Source organism: Acetobacterium sp. MES1, from assembly GCF_002237635.1.
Classification (GTDB): Bacteria; Bacillota; Clostridia; order Eubacteriales; family Eubacteriaceae; genus Acetobacterium; species Acetobacterium wieringae.
In genome coordinates, this window is record NZ_MJUY01000013.1 from 82,317 (window position 1) to 98,834 (window position 16,518).

At 48.4% G+C, this 16,518-nt stretch carries 20 protein-coding genes; 18 read left to right on the forward strand and 2 right to left on the reverse strand.

Annotated elements, in window-relative coordinates; translation table 11 throughout:
- Window positions 1-37 precede the first annotated feature (37 nt).
- The 10 genes from BI182_RS04295 to BI182_RS04340 all read left to right on the forward strand — a co-directional run bounded on the left by BI182_RS04295 (window position 38) and on the right by BI182_RS04340 (window position 6,800).
- Window positions 38-1,375 carry an NERD domain-containing protein gene (locus BI182_RS04295; protein ID WP_286805785.1) on the forward strand — a complete coding sequence of 446 codons (1,338 nt, stop codon included), beginning with the start codon at window positions 38-40 and terminating at the stop codon, window positions 1,373-1,375.
- Between the two features lie 109 nt (window positions 1,376-1,484).
- The gene (locus BI182_RS04300; RefSeq protein ID WP_286805787.1) at window positions 1,485-2,150 is read left to right on the forward strand and encodes an alpha/beta hydrolase; all 666 of its coding nucleotides are present in this window, start codon (window positions 1,485-1,487) and stop codon (window positions 2,148-2,150) included.
- A 334-nt stretch (window positions 2,151-2,484) separates the two neighbouring features.
- Window positions 2,485-2,670, forward strand: coding sequence for a molybdopterin-dependent oxidoreductase (locus BI182_RS04305; RefSeq protein ID WP_286805789.1), 186 nt, complete (start codon window positions 2,485-2,487; stop codon window positions 2,668-2,670).
- A 72-nt stretch (window positions 2,671-2,742) separates the two neighbouring features.
- Window positions 2,743-3,867, forward strand: coding sequence for a GGDEF domain-containing protein (locus tag BI182_RS04310; RefSeq protein ID WP_286805791.1), 1,125 nt, complete (start codon window positions 2,743-2,745; stop codon window positions 3,865-3,867).
- Window positions 3,868-4,014: 147 nt separating this feature from the next.
- Window positions 4,015-4,299, forward strand: coding sequence for a helix-turn-helix domain-containing protein (locus tag BI182_RS04315; RefSeq protein ID WP_070372307.1), 285 nt, complete (start codon window positions 4,015-4,017; stop codon window positions 4,297-4,299).
- Window positions 4,286-4,531 (forward strand): HipA N-terminal domain-containing protein, encoded by a 246-nt coding sequence (locus tag BI182_RS04320; protein WP_286805794.1) that lies wholly within the window; start codon window positions 4,286-4,288, stop codon window positions 4,529-4,531. Before BI182_RS04315 ends, BI182_RS04320 begins: the two co-directional genes overlap by 14 nt.
- Entirely contained in the window at window positions 4,506-5,237 is a 732-nt protein-coding gene (locus BI182_RS04325) for a type II toxin-antitoxin system HipA family toxin (protein WP_286805795.1), read from the forward strand. Before BI182_RS04320 ends, BI182_RS04325 begins: the two co-directional genes overlap by 26 nt.
- A gap of 272 nt (window positions 5,238-5,509) precedes the next feature.
- Window positions 5,510-5,677, forward strand: coding sequence for a DUF3810 family protein (locus tag BI182_RS04330; RefSeq protein ID WP_084633741.1), 168 nt, complete (start codon window positions 5,510-5,512; stop codon window positions 5,675-5,677).
- 183 nt (window positions 5,678-5,860) lie between these two features.
- On the forward strand, window positions 5,861-6,448 hold the full coding sequence (locus BI182_RS04335; RefSeq protein ID WP_070372305.1) for a type IV toxin-antitoxin system AbiEi family antitoxin domain-containing protein: 588 nt from the start codon (window positions 5,861-5,863) through the stop codon (window positions 6,446-6,448).
- Between the two features lie 19 nt (window positions 6,449-6,467).
- A complete protein-coding gene (locus tag BI182_RS04340) occupies window positions 6,468-6,800 on the forward strand; it encodes a DUF3427 domain-containing protein (RefSeq protein ID WP_286806229.1) in 333 nt (110 codons plus the stop codon).
- A 90-nt stretch (window positions 6,801-6,890) separates the two neighbouring features.
- Here the strand turns inward: BI182_RS04340 and BI182_RS04345 are convergent, their stop codons facing one another.
- Entirely contained in the window at window positions 6,891-7,268 is a 378-nt protein-coding gene (locus BI182_RS04345; protein WP_148637843.1) for a hypothetical protein, read from the reverse strand.
- Window positions 7,255-7,821, reverse strand: a complete 567-nt coding sequence (locus BI182_RS04350) for a DUF6036 family nucleotidyltransferase (RefSeq protein WP_286805799.1) — start codon at window positions 7,819-7,821, stop codon at window positions 7,255-7,257. The genes BI182_RS04345 and BI182_RS04350 overlap by 14 nt, the downstream gene beginning before the upstream one ends.
- A 138-nt stretch (window positions 7,822-7,959) precedes the next feature.
- Between BI182_RS04350 and BI182_RS04355 the strand changes: the two genes are divergently transcribed.
- The 8 genes from BI182_RS04355 (at window position 7,960) to BI182_RS04390 (ending at window position 16,388) form a co-directional block, all read left to right on the forward strand.
- Complete coding sequence (locus tag BI182_RS04355) at window positions 7,960-8,640, forward strand: DUF3810 family protein (RefSeq protein WP_286805800.1); 681 nt, start codon at window positions 7,960-7,962, stop codon at window positions 8,638-8,640.
- A 39-nt stretch (window positions 8,641-8,679) separates the two neighbouring features.
- Entirely contained in the window at window positions 8,680-9,369 is a 690-nt protein-coding gene (locus BI182_RS04360) for a molybdopterin-dependent oxidoreductase (protein ID WP_286805802.1), read from the forward strand.
- Window positions 9,370-9,419: 50 nt separating this feature from the next.
- The gene (locus BI182_RS04365; RefSeq protein WP_286805804.1) at window positions 9,420-10,223 is read left to right on the forward strand and encodes an EFR1 family ferrodoxin; all 804 of its coding nucleotides are present in this window, start codon (window positions 9,420-9,422) and stop codon (window positions 10,221-10,223) included.
- A gap of 165 nt (window positions 10,224-10,388) precedes the next feature.
- Entirely contained in the window at window positions 10,389-12,659 is a 2,271-nt protein-coding gene (locus tag BI182_RS04370; RefSeq protein WP_286805805.1) for an HD domain-containing phosphohydrolase, read from the forward strand.
- Between the two features lie 136 nt (window positions 12,660-12,795).
- A complete protein-coding gene (locus BI182_RS04375; protein WP_286805806.1) occupies window positions 12,796-13,707 on the forward strand; it encodes a BMP family lipoprotein in 912 nt (303 codons plus the stop codon).
- Window positions 13,694-15,034 (forward strand): GGDEF domain-containing protein, encoded by a 1,341-nt coding sequence (locus BI182_RS04380; protein ID WP_286805808.1) that lies wholly within the window; start codon window positions 13,694-13,696, stop codon window positions 15,032-15,034. The genes BI182_RS04375 and BI182_RS04380 overlap by 14 nt, the downstream gene beginning before the upstream one ends.
- A 98-nt stretch (window positions 15,035-15,132) precedes the next feature.
- Window positions 15,133-15,501 (forward strand): HsmA family protein, encoded by a 369-nt coding sequence (locus tag BI182_RS04385; RefSeq protein WP_148637837.1) that lies wholly within the window; start codon window positions 15,133-15,135, stop codon window positions 15,499-15,501.
- A gap of 80 nt (window positions 15,502-15,581) precedes the next feature.
- Window positions 15,582-16,388 carry a CPBP family intramembrane glutamic endopeptidase gene (locus BI182_RS04390; RefSeq protein WP_286805810.1) on the forward strand — a complete coding sequence of 269 codons (807 nt, stop codon included), beginning with the start codon at window positions 15,582-15,584 and terminating at the stop codon, window positions 16,386-16,388.
- Window positions 16,389-16,518 lie beyond the last annotated feature (130 nt).

A 16,518-nucleotide genomic window follows, 5' to 3' on the forward strand; every position in this document is an offset into this window, starting at 1 on the left:
AAATTGAGATATTGTTTGCATTTTAAAGGAGGTCCCCATGTCCCTATTCACCCCCAACACCACCCCCATCTTCTTAAAAGAAGATTCCGATACCAGCCAGCAGATTGCCCGGCTTAAAGAACTCCATGCCCAGGCCACCGGCAAGCTCAAAGATGATATTGCCCGGGAGCTATCCCTGGTCAGCTATGGCGAAGTCGGTGAGAAAAACATTGCCTTTGAACTGAAAAACTCCGGTATGCCGATGTGCATTATCCACGACCTGCATCTCCAGCATGAAGATCTGACCGCCCAGATTGACTATGTCGTGGTCACCCGGAAGCTGGTCTTTTTTATCGAATGCAAGAACCTTTATGGCAACATCGAGATTGATAACCAGGGCAATTTTGTCCGCAGCTATCCCTGGAATGGCCGCACGGTTAGAGAAGGGATCTATTCACCGATTACCCAGAACCAGCGGCATCTGGAAGTGTATCGGCAGCTCCGGCTGGCAAAAGCCACCAATCCGATCAAGCGCCTTGGTTTTCAGAGTGGCTTTGACAATTTTCATCAATCAATAGTCGTGCTGGCCAATCCCAAGACGGTGTTAAATGCCAAGTATGCCAAAAAAGATGTCAAGGATCGGGTGATCCGGGCCGATCAGCTGATTAACCATATCAAGAATCAGAATAAAAAGTCAAAAGAATTGGCTTCCAGTGAAAAAGCGATGCAAGCCTGGGCAGAAAAAATTCTAGCTTTGCATCAGCCACTGGCCAGCGACTACACCCAAAAATATGAAGCCATCCTGACGGGAGTAACGGTAGCCGCCCCGGCACCACCTAAGACGTGCAGTGCCCCGCTACCGGAAAGCGAAAAAGCGGCGGTTCGGGAGACCGATGCCACACCTTACACCGTGTCATCACCGCAAAATGACGATCTGATTGCCCGTCTTAAAGCCTATCGACTGGCCACCAGCCGGAAAGAAAACGTCCAGGCCTACGTGGTTTTCAATAATCAACAGTTGGAGAATCTGATCACCCAAAAACCAAAAACACTGGCCGACTTACAGCGGTTACCGGGTTTTGGGCCGGTTAAAAGTGAAAAGTATGGTCCCGCTATTCTGGCAGTGATCAATCCGGCTAAACAGTACGATGAAAAACCACCCAAGGCTGACCAAAACCCACGTTGGTCACCATCTCAGCTAGTCGGCGAAAAAGTCAATCACCAGAGTTTCGGGACCGGTACCGTCAAAAGTGTCAGCCGCCATGAAATTATCATCAAGTTTCCAGCAACTGCCCGTAGTTTTGCTTTTCCGGACGTCTTTGAAACCACCATCTGGCTGACAAACCCGGCCCTGCAACAGAAAGTGGAAGCACTGATTGGTGTCTCAAAAGGGTGAAAAAGCCCATTTCAAATCTCCCCCGAACTGTCGCGCTAAGCCCGAAACAAACGGGCAGGCATTTCCATAAGACCTGGCATTTCTCAGGTGGTTAAAAAAGGTGAAGAAAATGAATAAGATTATCGAAATTGGTAAACGACACGTTACGGTGATGGCTGACCCAAAAGCTACCAGCGACTCAATTATCTATCTCCACATGGCGGGGGCGGAGCTATCCGATCTGGCCATCAAACTGGCGGGTGTGGATGCGGTTCTGGTGGCCATCGACCAGGTCGATTGGAATCGCGAGTTGTCGCCCTGGCCCGCCCCAAGAGCTTTCAAGGGCGGCGCGGATTTCGGCGGCGGGGCTGACGCCTATCTGGCGGAACTGACAGACACCATCGTCCCGGCGGTGGAAGCAAGCCTCGGTTTGACGCCAGCCTGCCGGGTACTGGTCGGGTATTCCCTGGCCGGTCTGTTTGCCCTCTATGCTATCTATCGGACCGATCTGTTTACCCGGGTCGGGTCGATCTCCGGCTCGCTATGGTATGATGGCTTTGGGGATTTTATCTTAAAGAATCAGCCGCTGCAGATACCGGAACGGGCGTATTTTTCGCTGGGCGATAAAGAAAAGATCACCCGCAATAGCCGTCTGGGGGTGGTGGAAGACCAAACCATCGCCGCCGAACAGCAGCTTTGCAGCCTGGGAGCAAAGACTATTTTTGAACTAAACCCCGGCAACCATTTTGACGACGCCCAGGGTCGCCTGGCCAGGGGGCTGCAGTGGCTGGTATAAAATAGGTACTGAATCCGAATAAAACCGCACCCCCATATGAGCATTTTATCACCGTTTCTTACACCATCGGGATCACGAAACTGTCGGGCCCGGAAAGGGGTCGGGGACGGTGTACTGGAGCTTGACCTTGTCAAAGTCAATGAGGTGTTGCGAGTGGAAGTAGGGCGTATCAAAACAAAAAGCGCAGTCTCTGATCCAGTTGGGAACCGGGATTTGTAAAAGCTGGGGCTGATGGTCAATGATCGCAAAAATAATCGTCAGATAGTGGCGTTCGGATTTGTCCAGGGCAGCAATTTCAAGCGGCCCGGCGTAAAAAAATAAGAAGGAGATCTTATTGGCCTATGCAGCCAATGGCGTGGCCCTGCCGGCGTCAATGGGTTTTCCCTTTATCGTGGTGGCCGAAGATAAACTGGGCTATAAGTGGGCCCGCTGGGTCAGTGAAATCGAACTGTCCAGTGATGAAAACTACAAAGGGTATTGGGAAAAGCGGGGCTATGACAACGACGCCACCGTGAATTAAAAAGCCTGTCAGCCCGGCCCACATTATGGTAGAATAGAACCAACTATTCAAATTTATGGAAAGCGGGTTGCAATGGAAGACCATAACACCGTCGGAACAAAAAAAAATAACGCCAGTGGGGCACTTCAATGGGGCCAATTTCGGGATAAGGAACTGGAAAAAGCCTTTTATAATGCCGAAATTGCCAGGAATATCAATTATGTGTCGTTTACCATTCTCATAACCGCCATGGTTTATTTTTCGTTTATCATCCCGGAGTATTTTCTGATCACTGCGGCCGATGCTTTCAGGGCGGTCTTTATCAGTCGCAGTGTTGTGCTGGCCGCCATGCTTGTTTTGTATTTCAAAGTCAGGCGGGTCACCCGCTATGAATCGCTGATCTATTGGTTTACCGGACTGGAAATCTTGATTGCCATGTCGTTTATTTATATCTCCAACCAAATTCCCAACCCGAATATCCTGATTCAGGCCTTTGGCGTGATGATTATTATTCTGGCTGTTTTTTTGATCAATAACCGGTGGCTTTTTTCTATTTTTACAGCGCTGTTTGTCAGCATCGGCTATTTCGTCTTTGTCAGCGTCAGTTTTACCGCAATCAATCGGTCTGATTTTCTGGCTGCGATCATTCACATCGTGATCGTCATTGTGCTAAGCAGTATTTCGTCCTACAGTGTCAATTATTATAAACGAATCCAATATCTGCATACCATTGAATTGATAAAAATGGCCGAAACCGATGCCTTGACCGGGATCGATAACAAAGCCAAATTTAATCAGGAATATGCCCGACTGGCGAACAGTATCGCCGACACCGACCGGAATCTGGCCGTGATCATGTTTGATATTGACGATTTTAAAGCCATCAACGACCGTTTTGGGCATCTGATCGGCGATCAGGTTTTGCAGGAACTGACCGGGATCGTCCGGCGCAATCTCAATCAAAGCGATCTTTTTGCCAGATGGGGTGGGGAAGAGTTTGTCATCATTCTCCCGGACAGCCAGCGCGAGGCGGCGATGGTAGTGGCTTGGCGGCTCCAGAAGATTATCGCCGAACACCGCTTCGAAACCGCCGGCCAGGTTACCTGCAGTTTTGGGGTGGCGGCCTTTAAAAATGGCGATAATCTGGATACGGTTTTGCACCGGGTCGATGAACGCTTGTATCTGGCGAAAAAGCTGGGCAAAAACCGGGTCGAATAGTCCCGGTTCGGCCATCGCTGATGGCTACCTGTAAGATGGATAGGTACCTGACCGCAACTTATCAACATATTGCAAAAAACGAATTAAGTCAGCTAATATAATAGCTAATTATTGACAAAAACACTCGTGTCAGCTAATATATTAACTATGAATATAGAATTTTTAACTCAAAAAACACCCCTCGAAATCGGTATATTAATTGCCCGGCGAATTCGCAGCATCCGTAAACGGCAGAAGCTGTCACAGGAAAGACTGAGTGAAAAATCAGGGGTCAGCCTGGGTTCGCTGAAACGGTTTGAACGCAGTGGGGAAATCTCATTATTATCCCTGACAAAAATCGCTATTGCCTTAAACTGTGAAGATGAACTGATTAACTTATTTGCGGAGCAACCTTTTTTATCCATCCAGGAGGTAATCGATGAACAGGATTAAAAAACTGACGGTTCGGTATCATGATCGGCCTGTGGGGGTCATGGCACTTTACCAGAATCGGCAGGTAGCTTTCGAATATACCAAAGAATGGTTGTCTGATGGCTTTTCGATCAGCCCATTTTCACTGCCACTGGTGCAGCGTGTCTTTATTCCCAAGGTTGATCCCTTTGAAGGCTTATTTGGAGTGTTTGCGGATAGTCTTCCGGATGGCTGGGGGCGTGTTGCTGGTTGATCGGTTGTTATTAAAAAATCATATCAATCCCTTTGAAATCAGTAGTCTGGATCGTTTGGCCATCGTTGGTTCATCGGGGATGGGCGCATTGACCTATGAACCGGTTCATCACTTTGATTTATCGAATCCGGCCGTTGATCTTGATGAAATTGCAGCTGAGTGTGCAAAGATGCTCATAACGGACGATTCGGATAATCTGGATGATCTCTTCAGTCTTGGCGGTTCTTCCGGCGGGGCCAGACCGAAGATCTTAACAAAGATCAATGATATCGATTGGATCATCAAATTTCCTTCATCAGAAGATATAAAAAGCATTGGGGTCCAGGAATATCGATATTCTTTGTGTGCCAGAGAATGCGGTATTGAGATGGAGGAAACAAAGCTCTTTACCTCAAATACTGGTCCGGGATATTTTGGCACCCAAAGATTTGACCGAAAACAGGACGAACAGGGTAAGAAAAAACGGATTCATATGCTTTCAGTAAGTGGGATGCTGGAAACTTCCCATCGTATCCCCAATTTGGATTACAACATTCTGATGAAATTGACGCTGGAATTGACAAAAGATTTTTCTGAGGTTGAAAAGATGTATCGGCTGATGTGTTTCAATGTTTTTGCCCATAATCGCGATGATCATTCGAAGAACTTCACGTTTCTTTATGATGAAAAAAACAGGGCTGGATTCTTTCACCCGCTTATGATTTAACGGATAGTGTTTCGATTGGCGGCGAACATGCCACCTGCGTTAATGGCAACGGTAAAAATCCAGGGTTTAGCGATATTTTGGAAGTCGCCAGGAAAATTGGGATCAAGGATCAAAAAGCAAAAGATATTGCCACAGCCATAAAAGATATCGTTGCCGCTTACCACTTGTGTGACAAAAACAGATGAGTCAGTGATGCTCCGGCAACGGTCAGCATTGATCCCGAACAGATTTACCAGCGATTTGAAAAAATCCTGGGCTTTTGAAGGCTGACGGTGCCTGCCATCAATTTATACATGATTCCGGCCACGATGACCCATGAACTGGCACATCAGTGTGGTTTTATGTATGAAGATGAGGATAATTTCATCGCCTATCTGGCCTGCCGGCAGCAGGACGATCCCATAATTCTGACAGTGCCTGACGACAACTTATTAACCTAAGTCAGCACAGCATTTTGGTGGGTAAGTTGATTTAGATCTTGAGGGTTTGACTAGTGAACCAGCAATTTAATAATTTAATTTTAAATGAAATGCGGCTAATCTATAAAATAGCCGCATTTCATTTAAAATAATACTGATAATAACCGGCGTTCTGGGTATAATTGGCTTATGGAGTGAGGGCAAATGAAAAAAGAACTACAAATACCTGAAGATAAAAAAATCATTAATACAAAAGAACTACAAAAACTGGGATTTAGCTACTACAAAATTAATAAATTTGTTGAAGAAGGTAAGCTCAACAGGTTGAATAAAAGTAACTATGAAAATTGCAATTTCAACGGCGAAGTTTCAGATTTAATCTATGTTTATGCTTATGCGCCAACTGGTGTTATTTGCCTGATGAGCGCCGCGGTATATTATGGTTTGTCCAATTATCGGCCGGATTCAATTGATGTTGCCTTACCGAGGAAAAAAAACATCACAACTTTACCAGACTGGCCAACATTCAATTTATATTACTTCCAGAAAGAACGTTATGAAACTGGAATTCTTGAGCAATGGACAGGAGAAAATAGATTTAAGATTTATGACATTGAAAAAACGGTGGTAGATATTATTTATTACCGTAACAAGATAGGGATTGAAGAAACTAAAGAAATATTGACCAAATATTTAAAAAAAGAAGATCGCAACATCAATAAACTATATCGTTATGCCGAACGTTTAAAGTGTAGTGATGTTTTAAAAACCTATCTGGAGGTGCTGATTTGATAAATGCAGAATCCATAATATCTTATCCAATCAATTTCAGGTTGGGGCGGCCAGAAACAGCTTTGAAAATGCCGTTTTTTTAGAAGACCAACGCCCAGCCGCTTCGTTTTATGAACAACTAAAGGATGACCGCTTTAAAACCGGTCTGATGGAATTAATTGAGTATGGTTTATATCGCAATGCCAAGTATTATGGCAAGCCCTATCGAAAATCATCATTCTCCCTGTATCAAAAATATTCCTATGAGGATGTGTGTCGTTTGCTAGAATGGGAAAAGGCGGCCTTTAAAAATGGCGATAATCTGGATACGGTTTTGCACCGGGTCGATGAACGCTTGTATCTGGCGAAATAGCTGGGCAAAAACCGGGTCGAATAGCCCCGGTTCGGCTATCGATGATGGCTACCTGGATGAGCTCTGCACCGAAGGTCGGGATGCTGATGACTAAACCCGTTTCAGACCATCCGGGTCAAGATAAACCTGTCGGGCCCGGAAGGGGCCGGGGACGGTGTACTGGAGCTTGACCTTGTCAAAGTCACTGAGGTGACGCGAGTGGAAGTAGGGTTCATCAAAACAAAAAGCGCGGTCTCTGATCCAGTTGGGAACCGGGATTTGTAAAAGCTGGAGCTGATGGTCAATGATCGCAAAAATAATCGTCAGATAGTGGCGTTCGGATTTGTCCAGGGCGGCGATATCAAGTGGCACGGATAGACTCTCCAGAAAAGCCGGGTCTTTTGATAACAGCAGCTCCAGCAGTTGGTTGAGGCTGGTGTCCAGATCGGGATAGTTGTACAAATTTTTCAAATACTTATTGCCAATCATAACCGAGATCCTCCCCCAGATGTTTTATAAAATTGATTTGTCGTTCCCCCAGCAGCCGCAGCGGGACAAAAACTTTAATGGTCGCCAGCAGCGCTGCCTTGGTGGTGATGTTCAAGGTTTTACACAGCAGCGCCGCATCAGTAAAATCTTTGGCCGGTTCCGGTCGGGCAGCCAGAACTTTCATGGCCAGCAGTTGTTCGGCTTTGGGCTTTAGGATTTTCAGGTTGGAATAGCTTTTGAAGGTTTCCAATTCTTCGGCGATAATCGACTTTAGCGGTTCTTTAATTTCATCATTGATCCAGCCATCAGAAAGGTCAAAAACAAACTGGGTATTCTTCAGGATATGTTCCAGCAATTTGTCATTGGCCAAGCTGAACACGCAGTCGATATCTTTGGTGGCCGGGCGATTATCAAACACCATGGTCATAATACATCCACCGTAAATGGTCAGTTCCAGCTGCATCGCATTTTCCTTAAGCTGCTGGTTCAGGTAGTCGAATATTTCCAGCAGTTTGCTTTTATCCAGCAGTCCGATATTAGGGTGAGCATCCATCGTATTACCTCCAAGACAAGCGGAGTCCGCTTTTAGTGATAATATTATACCATACGTTATGGCCAAAAACCCTTGATAATGAAAATGGATATTGAGATATTAACTAGTCAATCTTAAACTATATCAAAGGGGGGCATCATGAAAAAATTTTTATCGCTGCGATGGCTCGTTATCTTACCGGGAGTGGTGGCCTATCTGCTTAATCAATATGCCCAATATCATCCAAACTGGGCGGAACAATACAGCCGGACAGCATATCCGATAGTGTCAAATGCCGTGGGTTTTTTACCTTCGCTGGTAAAATTTTCGGTCAGTGAATGGCTGGCGGTCGCGGTTTTATTATTTTTGCCAGTATACCTTGGTTATTATCTGCACCAGGTTATCATCAGTAAAGGTGACCGGGGGATGGCCGTTTATCGTGCTAGCTTGGGCATCGTTGCGATGGCCAGCGTGATCTATTTTTGGTTTACTCTCTTGGGGGGCTTGAATAATTATCGGGATTCTTTCTTAGCCTATACCCCATATCATGAGGAGACCTACAGCGAGGAGGAACTGGTGAAACTGTGTCAATCACTTGCCGATGAAATGGGACAGACAAGAGAAAGACTCGGTGAAGATCATGACTTCAGGCTGCGGGCTCCGGATGATTTTTATTATTATGCACAACAATCCGTGCTGTCGATACAGCTGTTGGCAAAAATGTATGTCGGAGTCTGCGTCTACTTCAATCAGGATGAGGTGGCCTGTTATGCATCGGCCGCCCCGCCATCACCAATCCGAATACCCGTACCGATTGACTTAAACCGATTGAGACCATGATCCGATGATCTAATTAAAAAAGATAAGGAGGACAAGGCCATGCGTCGAACAATTATTGTGGTGGGGGCACTGACCGCCCTGGGGATTGCCGTTTACCTGGTCAATCCGATGAGCTGGTTTTCAGAAAACAATGCTGGCCAGCAGGATGCGGTTTCCCAGGCGACGGCCAACCGCTATCAGGAAAAAGAAATCCGGGAATATCAGGGGGTTCAACTGGACCCGGCCATCGGCCCCCGGGACAATTCCATCGCCGGGATTCAGCAAGTCGATCTTAACAGCTATCAGCTGCAGCTCACAGGCCTGGTCGAGAATCCCCAAAGTTTAAGCTATCAACAGGTCTTGGAAAAAGAAGGGGCCCAGCGCCTGATTACCCTCTATTGCGTGGAAGGCTGGGAAGCCACGGTGCTTTGGGAAGGGGTCCGGATCACCGATCTGCTTGCGGATGCCGGAGTCAAAGACGAGGCCACCACGGTGATCTTTCACGGCGTCGATGGCTATACCACTGCGATGCCACTATCAACCATTAAAGAAAAAGATATGTTATTGGCCTATGCCGCCAATGGCGTGACCTTGCCAGCGTCGATGGGTTTTCCCTTTATTGTGGTGGCCGAAGATAAACTGGGATATAAGTGGGCCCGCTGGGTGACAAAAATCGAACTGTCCAGTGATGAAAACTACAAAGGCTACTGGGAAAAGCGGGGCTATGACAACGACGCCACCGTGAATTAAAATGCCTGCCGACCCGGCTTAAATACTGTGATGATTGACAAGGAGAAAAAATGAAATTTACAACCTTTTATTTTAGCGGCACCGGCAACACCCGCTGGGCCGTTGATGAATTTGCCCGAATCGTCGGGGAAAAAGGCCATCAGGCCGATGTGGTATCCATCGATATCCAGACCAGCCTCACAGATGTAGAGCTCCGGGGGATGATCGCCCAAGCCGATGCCATCGGTTTTACCAACCCCATCTACGGTGGCGACATTCCCCCGATCATGCGGGCCTTTATAAGCCGGGTGGTGGGCTTGGTCAGGCCGCAGAAAATGGCCAAAAGCGCCTATGCCATCAACACCTATGGTTATGTCAACGCTTTTGGCCCCACCGAGATGCAAAAGCTGCTAGCCGGATCGGGGCTGATCCTGTCGGCCTATGTGAATATTCGGCTTTGCAATAATGTCACCAGCAGCAAACCGCTGGACCGGGCCAAGCTGGCTAAGCGGATGGTAAAGGATCAAAAGGAACTGGAGCGCCTGGTCGATTGCCTGATGGCCGGTCGCAAGCGGATCAAAGGCCACGGGCCGCAACTGATGATTGGGGCGATGATCCGCAAAAAAGTCCCCGAAGCAATTGCCAAATTTTATCAGACCCTCGGCGTCGATGGCGCCAGCTGTACCCGCTGCATGGCCTGTGTCGAGAACTGCCCCACCGGCAGCATCCGGCTAACGGGCAACCGGTTTGTTTTTTCATCCGGCTGCACGGCCTGCATGCGCTGCTATAATTTTTGTCCCACCGGCGCCATCACCATCGACGGCGTTCTTACCGATCCCCAGAAGTTCCCCCGCTATCAGGGACCGGAGGCCTAAACTTTAAGTGATGCGGCCAGCCAGCGACGGCGCTGCATTTTGGTTTTGTCCGCCATTGTAATCACCCGCCCTGTTTCCTGAAACGATAGAAACCACCAAACCGGGGTATATACGTTTAAAGAAGAATCGAAATCAAACTATCTTTTGGGAGAAAGAGGGGAAACGATGAAACAGCATGACCAGAACTTTTTGTTAAAACGGATTACCAAAAAGAAAAACACCGGGGCTCAGGCCGCGACGATGACCCCCAAAGTCAAAAAAGGCTGGCGCCGACGGCCAGCCGAAGCAGACTATCTGGAGATGATGGTGGAGTACAATTCCGAGGCGATGGCGCTGCTGCTTAAAACTGCAGCGGGCTGGGTCTATTGCCATAACAACTGGGAGCACGAAAAACTAACCGGTTACAGCCAGAAAGCGATTCGCAATCAGCCTTTAAAAACCGTGCTCGGGGAAGCCTATTTTAAGGTTTATGAAAAAAACGCCGACGATTGCCTAAAAAGCGGAAAAACCATTCTCTTTAAGGCCAAGGCCTGCTGGAATGGGCAAATCAGAGAGCGGATGTGCCGGATGACCCCGGTTTCCGGTGCTACCCAGGACTATATTGTGGTGACAGAGCTAAATACCACAGTGATTAAGGACTGGATGGCAAAAAACCATCTGGCCACGACCCGCTTTGATGCGATGTTTCAGACCCACACCGCCACGATGCTGCTGATTGAACCGGCGTCCGGGCGGATTGTCGAGGCCAACCCGGCGGCCCTGGCCTTTTACGGCTATAGCCTGGAGGAGATCACGGCCATGACCATTGACCAGATCAACACCCTGTCTAAGGCGGCGGTTGATGCGCTGCGCCACCAGGCCTTAGCGGGGCAGCAGCGGTACTTTTTATTTCCCCATCGGCTTAAAAACGGCGAAATCCGGATGGTCGATGTCCATTCCAGTCCGCTCGAGCTTGACGGTCAGCCCTATCTCTTTTCGGTGATCACCGACGCCACCGAACGGGAACAGAACGCGGCCGCCCTTTATCAGGAAAAGGAGCGTTACAAAACCACCATGGAGGCCATCCATGACGGGGTCATAACCACCGATGCCAAAGGCAGCATCAGCACTCTCAATCCGGCGGCTGAGCAGGCCTGCGGCTGGCAAAGCATAGAGGTGCTGGGTAAACCCTTTGAGGCGATTTTTCGGATCTGTCATGAATATACAAGAGAGCCCCTGACCGGGCTTGTGGCCGGGGTGCTGGCAGACGGCCAGAGCATCGAAATCACCGCGCCAACCGTGCTGTTTAAAAAGGATGGCGTGATGATTCCCATCGAAACCAGCATCGCCCCGATCCGCACCCAAAACGGCGACATCGGCGGGGTGGTCATGGTCTTCCGGGATATTACCCTGTCCCGGGAAAAGAAACGCCGCATTGAATATCTAAGCTATCACGATGAGCTCACCGGCCTTTACAATCGGCGCTTTTATGAGCAGTATTTCAGCCAGAAAGAGATCAAACTGATCCATCCGATGGCTTTTGTGATGGGCGATGTCAATGGCCTGAAGATGACCAACGACGTCTTTGGTCATACCATCGGCGATCTGCTGCTTAAGGATATTGCCACAACCCTTAAGCGCACCGCCGGTGCCCGCCATCAGGTGATCCGCTGGGGTGGCGATGAATTCATGATTGTGATGCCTGGCTCGGACTTAAAGGATGCCGAAGTGCTGGTCAGACAGATTAAGGAGCAGCTGAAGGACATCTGCATCAACGGCACCATTGAAGCCAGTGTCTCGTTTGGGATGGCGCTCAAACAGAGCCGGGATGATGAACCCGGGCCGGTCCTTAAAAAAGCCGAGGAAATGATGTATCAGATCAAGCTGTTAGAAAGCAAAAGCATGCGGGGCACCACCATCAACGCCCTGCTGGCCGCCCTCGATGAAAAACGGTCCGAAACCAAGGCCCATACCCTGCGCCTGTCCGATCACGTCATGAAGCTGGCCGAGCGGCTTAGCCTGAACGTTGAAGCCAAAAACCGCCTGATTCTCTTGACGATGCTCCATGATATCGGCAAAGTGGGGATTCCCGATCACATCCTTGGCAAGCCCGGCCGCCTCACCGAGGAAGAATGGCAGATCATGCAGACCCATTCGGAAATCGGCTACCGGATCGCCGCCAATGTGCCGGAACTCCATGTCGTCACCGAGGAAATCCTCCATCATCATGAAAAATGGGACGGGTCTGGCTATCCTTCGGGGCTCAGTGGTGAGAAGATCCCGCTTAACAGCCGGATTCTGGCTATTGTCGATGCCTATGACGTGATGACCCATGATCAGGTTTACCAGCTCGCGCGGTCTCACGAAGACGCCATCCGGGAATTACGTGCTCAGTCCGGTAGCCAGTTTGACCCCCGGCTGGTCGACCGTTTTATTGACCAGGTATCCCACTGGTGATGACCCGGCGGATCGACAATAATGATGGCTTTTTGGTGACGTTTTAACTGTAAAAGTCAAATTAAAAGTCTGTTCATTAACCGCACAAATCAGTTATAATAAGACCAGAACACACACGGGCGTAAAGGGGGAACTTATGTCTAAAACTTCAAAGTTACTTATTGTGATACTCTGTATTGTGATAACCGGTGCCGTTGCTCAATATGTGGCAATAAATAGAGAAAATAATGAAAATATCAAAATTGACAGTGCCGAATCCGGACAAAGTGCGGCGGGTAGGCCCTTTAAGGTTGGCATTGTGTTATCGATTGGTGGTTTGGGCGACAAATCATATAACGACTTAGCCTATGAAAGTACCCGACTGGCTCAGGAAAAACTGGGAATCGAATTTAGTTATACAGAACCGGCCACCTCGATTGAAACTGAAATCGAGTATGGTGCCCATCATTTAAGACAGTATGCCAAGGAAGACTATGACCTGGTCATCGCCACGGGTTTTTTATTTAAAGATGCCTGTGAAAAAGTTGCCCAGGAATATCCGGATGTGCAGTTTGTCATTATTGATTCCGTTGTCGCAGCCCCCAATGTCACCCCCCTGACTTTTAAGACCAATGAGGGTTCGTTTCTGGTCGGCGCAGTGGCTGGCATGGTGACCAAAACCAATACCATCGGCTATATCGGGGCTCAGGATACGGAGATCTTTCAGGAATTTCGAAATGGCTATGAACAGGGTGCCGTTTATGTGAATCCCGAGGTTTCGATTGCTTCAAGAATTGTGGGTGGTGATAACCCTTTTGCGGTTCCCAACCGTGGCTATGAACTGGCCAATGAGCTGATCGCCCAGCAAGCGGATGTGGTCTATACCGTGGCGGGGGCAACCGGGATCGGGGCGATTGAAGCCTGTAAGGAAAAAGGCATCTATGCAATTGGTGTTGACAGTGATCAGGATTATATTGCCAAGGGGACGGTCATTACGAGTATGATGAAAAAAATTGATACCGCTATGTACACGGCGATCGAGTTGGCAATGAAAGATGAGCCCCTTTAACTACAAAGAATTATCGTTTCAATTAAGCAGAATCCTTGGTAAGACCTTATATGCAGCGAGTAGTTCGGTCAAAAATGTCGCATTTTTTGATGGCAACGCCAATCCCCTGGCGGATGTACCGGGTATTGAAGACAGTTTTATGGATACCGGCAAAGAGAACTACATCCAGTACATGATCAGCGCCGATAACAAATTTTCAAGCATTGAGCCCTTCGGCGTCATCGCTTTAAAAGAAGGAAGATTATTCTTAAAAGGGGTTGACCGGATCTATTCGGGTGAACCCAAGGGCGTGACCGTGGTCACAGAAGAATTAGGGGACCCCATTCTGGAACAGATTAAAAATTCAGTAAATAAGGAAATCGTCATCTGGGCCGAAGATGGGGTGATGTTATCGACCATCCCGATTGACAAAAATGCGTTCGGGAATCGTCTTGGCACCGCTGAAAGTGGGGAAATTATATTTGCAACAGCAACAATCAATAACCGGGAAATGGGCTTTTCCTTTTACCCCATTGAAGATTTCGATGGCAACATAATTGCTTATATCGGGACCGGTTTTGATATGAATACCGTTAATGATATTTTTATCAATAACCTGATCCGGTTTATTCCGGTGATTGTGATTTTTTCACTGGTGCTTTTTTTAATCCTTTATGCGGTGTTGCGACAATTATTTAAACCGCTCAATGAGATCATTGGCATTACTGAGGAAATCAGTAAAGGAAATTATAAGATCGCCTATCCCCCGAACAAAATCATTGAATTTTCAAAAATACTTGAAAGCATCGGAAAAATGTCCGAGGCCATCGAAATCAGGGAAAAAGAACTGGTCTTACTTTCGAGTATCGATAAACTCACCCAGATCTATAATCGGCAAAAAACGGAAGAAATCCTCGGCCTGGAAATTCAAAAAGCAAATCAGACGAGCCATCCGCTGGCAATTATCATGCTGGACATTGATAGCTTTAAGGCGGTAAATGATACCTATGGTCATAAAGTCGGCGATATGGTGCTGGAAGAATTTGTGACTGTTTTAAAGAAGAAGATCCGGCCAACCGACTTCATCGGGCGATGGGGTGGGGAGGAATTCTTGATTATCTGTCCCGAAACAAATCTTGACGGTGCAAAAACACTTGCGAATGGGTTAAGGAAAGCCCTTGAAGCACACTCATTTCCGATTGTGGTGCGCAAGACAGCAAGTTTTGGGATTGCGGAATATATTCCGGAAGAAGCGGTTAATGCCGTCATGAAGCGGGCGGATGATGCGTTGTATCTAGCCAAAAAACGGGGCCGGAATCGAGTCGAGGGCGGGCCGGACAGTAATTGATAAAAACGGGCCGGGAGCGGCCGTCCCACCCGCATACACTTGTCGTTGATCCCAAATCGGGTCATTTTTATCGAAGGTCAAAAACAGGAGGATCAATAATGTTAGTTTATGCAAGTACCGCCATTACGATGGCACTGGTGTTCTATTCGATTGGGGTCTGGAGCGAGAAGCTTCAGGGCCAGCTAAAAGTGTGGCATCTGGTCGTGTTTTATCTTGGACTGGTGTGTGATACCATCGGAACCATGCTGATGGGCGAACTGGCTGGCGGGGTCACGCTGTTGAGCTTTCATGGTATCACCGGCCTGCTGGCGATTCTGCTGATGCTCTTTCATGCCGTTTGGGCCACGGTGGTGCTGGTCAGGAATGATCAGAAAGCCCGGGCCAATTTTCATAAACTCAGTCTGATCGTCTGGCTGATCTGGCTGATTCCTTTTGTTTCCGGGGCGATCTTTGGGGTGGCCTTTTAACTGCGCTTTTAGATAAAGCACTGTTAATTGACCCGGCTGATCGGGTATCATGATTTCGATTGACTAAAGGAGTACCCACCATGAAACAAAACCTGCGCATTTATCTTATTGCTGCCTTCGGTTGGACCTGGTTCTGCTGGATCGGAGCCTATCTGATCAGCCTGACCAGCGGCTATAGCTTGCTTACCGGGGGCACCCTTTTTGATCTGCTGGCGTTAGTCCCGGCGGACAAAGGCTGGTTGCCGCAACTGCTGTTTGCGTTGGGGGTCTATGGCCCGTTAATCGGCTTCCTGCTGGTGGGCCGGGGTGAACAGAAACCAATCAGTAAACCTGCGGCGAAACGGTTTGCTGTCTTGGCGGTGCTACTGCCTCTGATGATCGGCATTCCCACGGTGGTCGTCAGCTTGATACTGGGCTATTTTAACCCCGGTGAGGCAACCCCCGGAGCACTGCTGGGTCTGATTGGGCTGTACTTTATTTCTAATTTTCTAACCAGTGGTACCGAGGAGTTGGGCTGGCGGGGCTTCTTATTTCCCTATCTGCGCCAGAAAGCGGCCGGTTTCTGGCTGGCCACCTGGAAGGGCGGGATCATCTGGGCGGTCTGGCACTATCCGCTGATGGTGATCCTCTACCTCGGTCAGGGCCCCTGGGTGCTGTTGCCAACCCTGGTCGGTTTCACTGCCGGAATCGTGGCGATGAACTATATCACCAATTTCATTTACGTGAAAACCCAGTCACTGCCACTGGTGATGGGGTTCCACGCCCTGAACAACACCGTCAGTTTTGCGATCATGCTGGTTTTTCCGGGAACACCGTTACTGTTTTTGACCAGCCTGACGGCCTGGGCAGTGGTGGCGTATCTTGATAAAAACAAGCCTCTGGCCTGAGCGCCGCAGGCAGCGCCAATGAGTGGGATCAGACCAACCTGTCCGGTAGCGGAAGGGCCTGAGATGGTATCGGAATATCGGCTTGATAAGCGGGGCATTTTTGTGAAGGGTGAAAAACGGATGCAACAAA

What these genes read in the sequence shown, in the direction of transcription:
- BI182_RS04295 (WP_286805785.1), top strand. Translation starts at nt 38, where the DNA reads ATGTCCCTATTCACCCCCAACACCACCCCCATCTTCTTAAAAGAAGAT.
- BI182_RS04300 (WP_286805787.1), top strand. Translation starts at nt 1,485, where the DNA reads ATGAATAAGATTATCGAAATTGGTAAACGACACGTTACGGTGATGGCT.
- BI182_RS04310 (WP_286805791.1), top strand. Translation starts at nt 2,743, where the DNA reads ATGGAAGACCATAACACCGTCGGAACAAAAAAAAATAACGCCAGTGGG.
- BI182_RS04315 (WP_070372307.1), top strand. Translation starts at nt 4,015, where the DNA reads ATGAATATAGAATTTTTAACTCAAAAAACACCCCTCGAAATCGGTATA.
- BI182_RS04320 (WP_286805794.1), top strand. Translation starts at nt 4,286, where the DNA reads ATGAACAGGATTAAAAAACTGACGGTTCGGTATCATGATCGGCCTGTG.
- BI182_RS04325 (WP_286805795.1), top strand. Translation starts at nt 4,506, where the DNA reads ATGGCTGGGGGCGTGTTGCTGGTTGATCGGTTGTTATTAAAAAATCAT.
- BI182_RS04335 (WP_070372305.1), top strand. Translation starts at nt 5,861, where the DNA reads ATGAAAAAAGAACTACAAATACCTGAAGATAAAAAAATCATTAATACA.
- BI182_RS04345 (WP_148637843.1), bottom strand. Translation starts at nt 7,268, where the DNA reads ATGATTGGCAATAAGTATTTGAAAAATTTGTACAACTATCCCGATCTG.
- BI182_RS04350 (WP_286805799.1), bottom strand. Translation starts at nt 7,821, where the DNA reads ATGGATGCTCACCCTAATATCGGACTGCTGGATAAAAGCAAACTGCTG.
- BI182_RS04355 (WP_286805800.1), top strand. Translation starts at nt 7,960, where the DNA reads ATGAAAAAATTTTTATCGCTGCGATGGCTCGTTATCTTACCGGGAGTG.
- BI182_RS04360 (WP_286805802.1), top strand. Translation starts at nt 8,680, where the DNA reads ATGCGTCGAACAATTATTGTGGTGGGGGCACTGACCGCCCTGGGGATT.
- BI182_RS04365 (WP_286805804.1), top strand. Translation starts at nt 9,420, where the DNA reads ATGAAATTTACAACCTTTTATTTTAGCGGCACCGGCAACACCCGCTGG.
- BI182_RS04370 (WP_286805805.1), top strand. Translation starts at nt 10,389, where the DNA reads ATGAAACAGCATGACCAGAACTTTTTGTTAAAACGGATTACCAAAAAG.
- BI182_RS04375 (WP_286805806.1), top strand. Translation starts at nt 12,796, where the DNA reads ATGTCTAAAACTTCAAAGTTACTTATTGTGATACTCTGTATTGTGATA.
- BI182_RS04380 (WP_286805808.1), top strand. Translation starts at nt 13,694, where the DNA reads ATGAGCCCCTTTAACTACAAAGAATTATCGTTTCAATTAAGCAGAATC.
- BI182_RS04385 (WP_148637837.1), top strand. Translation starts at nt 15,133, where the DNA reads ATGTTAGTTTATGCAAGTACCGCCATTACGATGGCACTGGTGTTCTAT.
- BI182_RS04390 (WP_286805810.1), top strand. Translation starts at nt 15,582, where the DNA reads ATGAAACAAAACCTGCGCATTTATCTTATTGCTGCCTTCGGTTGGACC.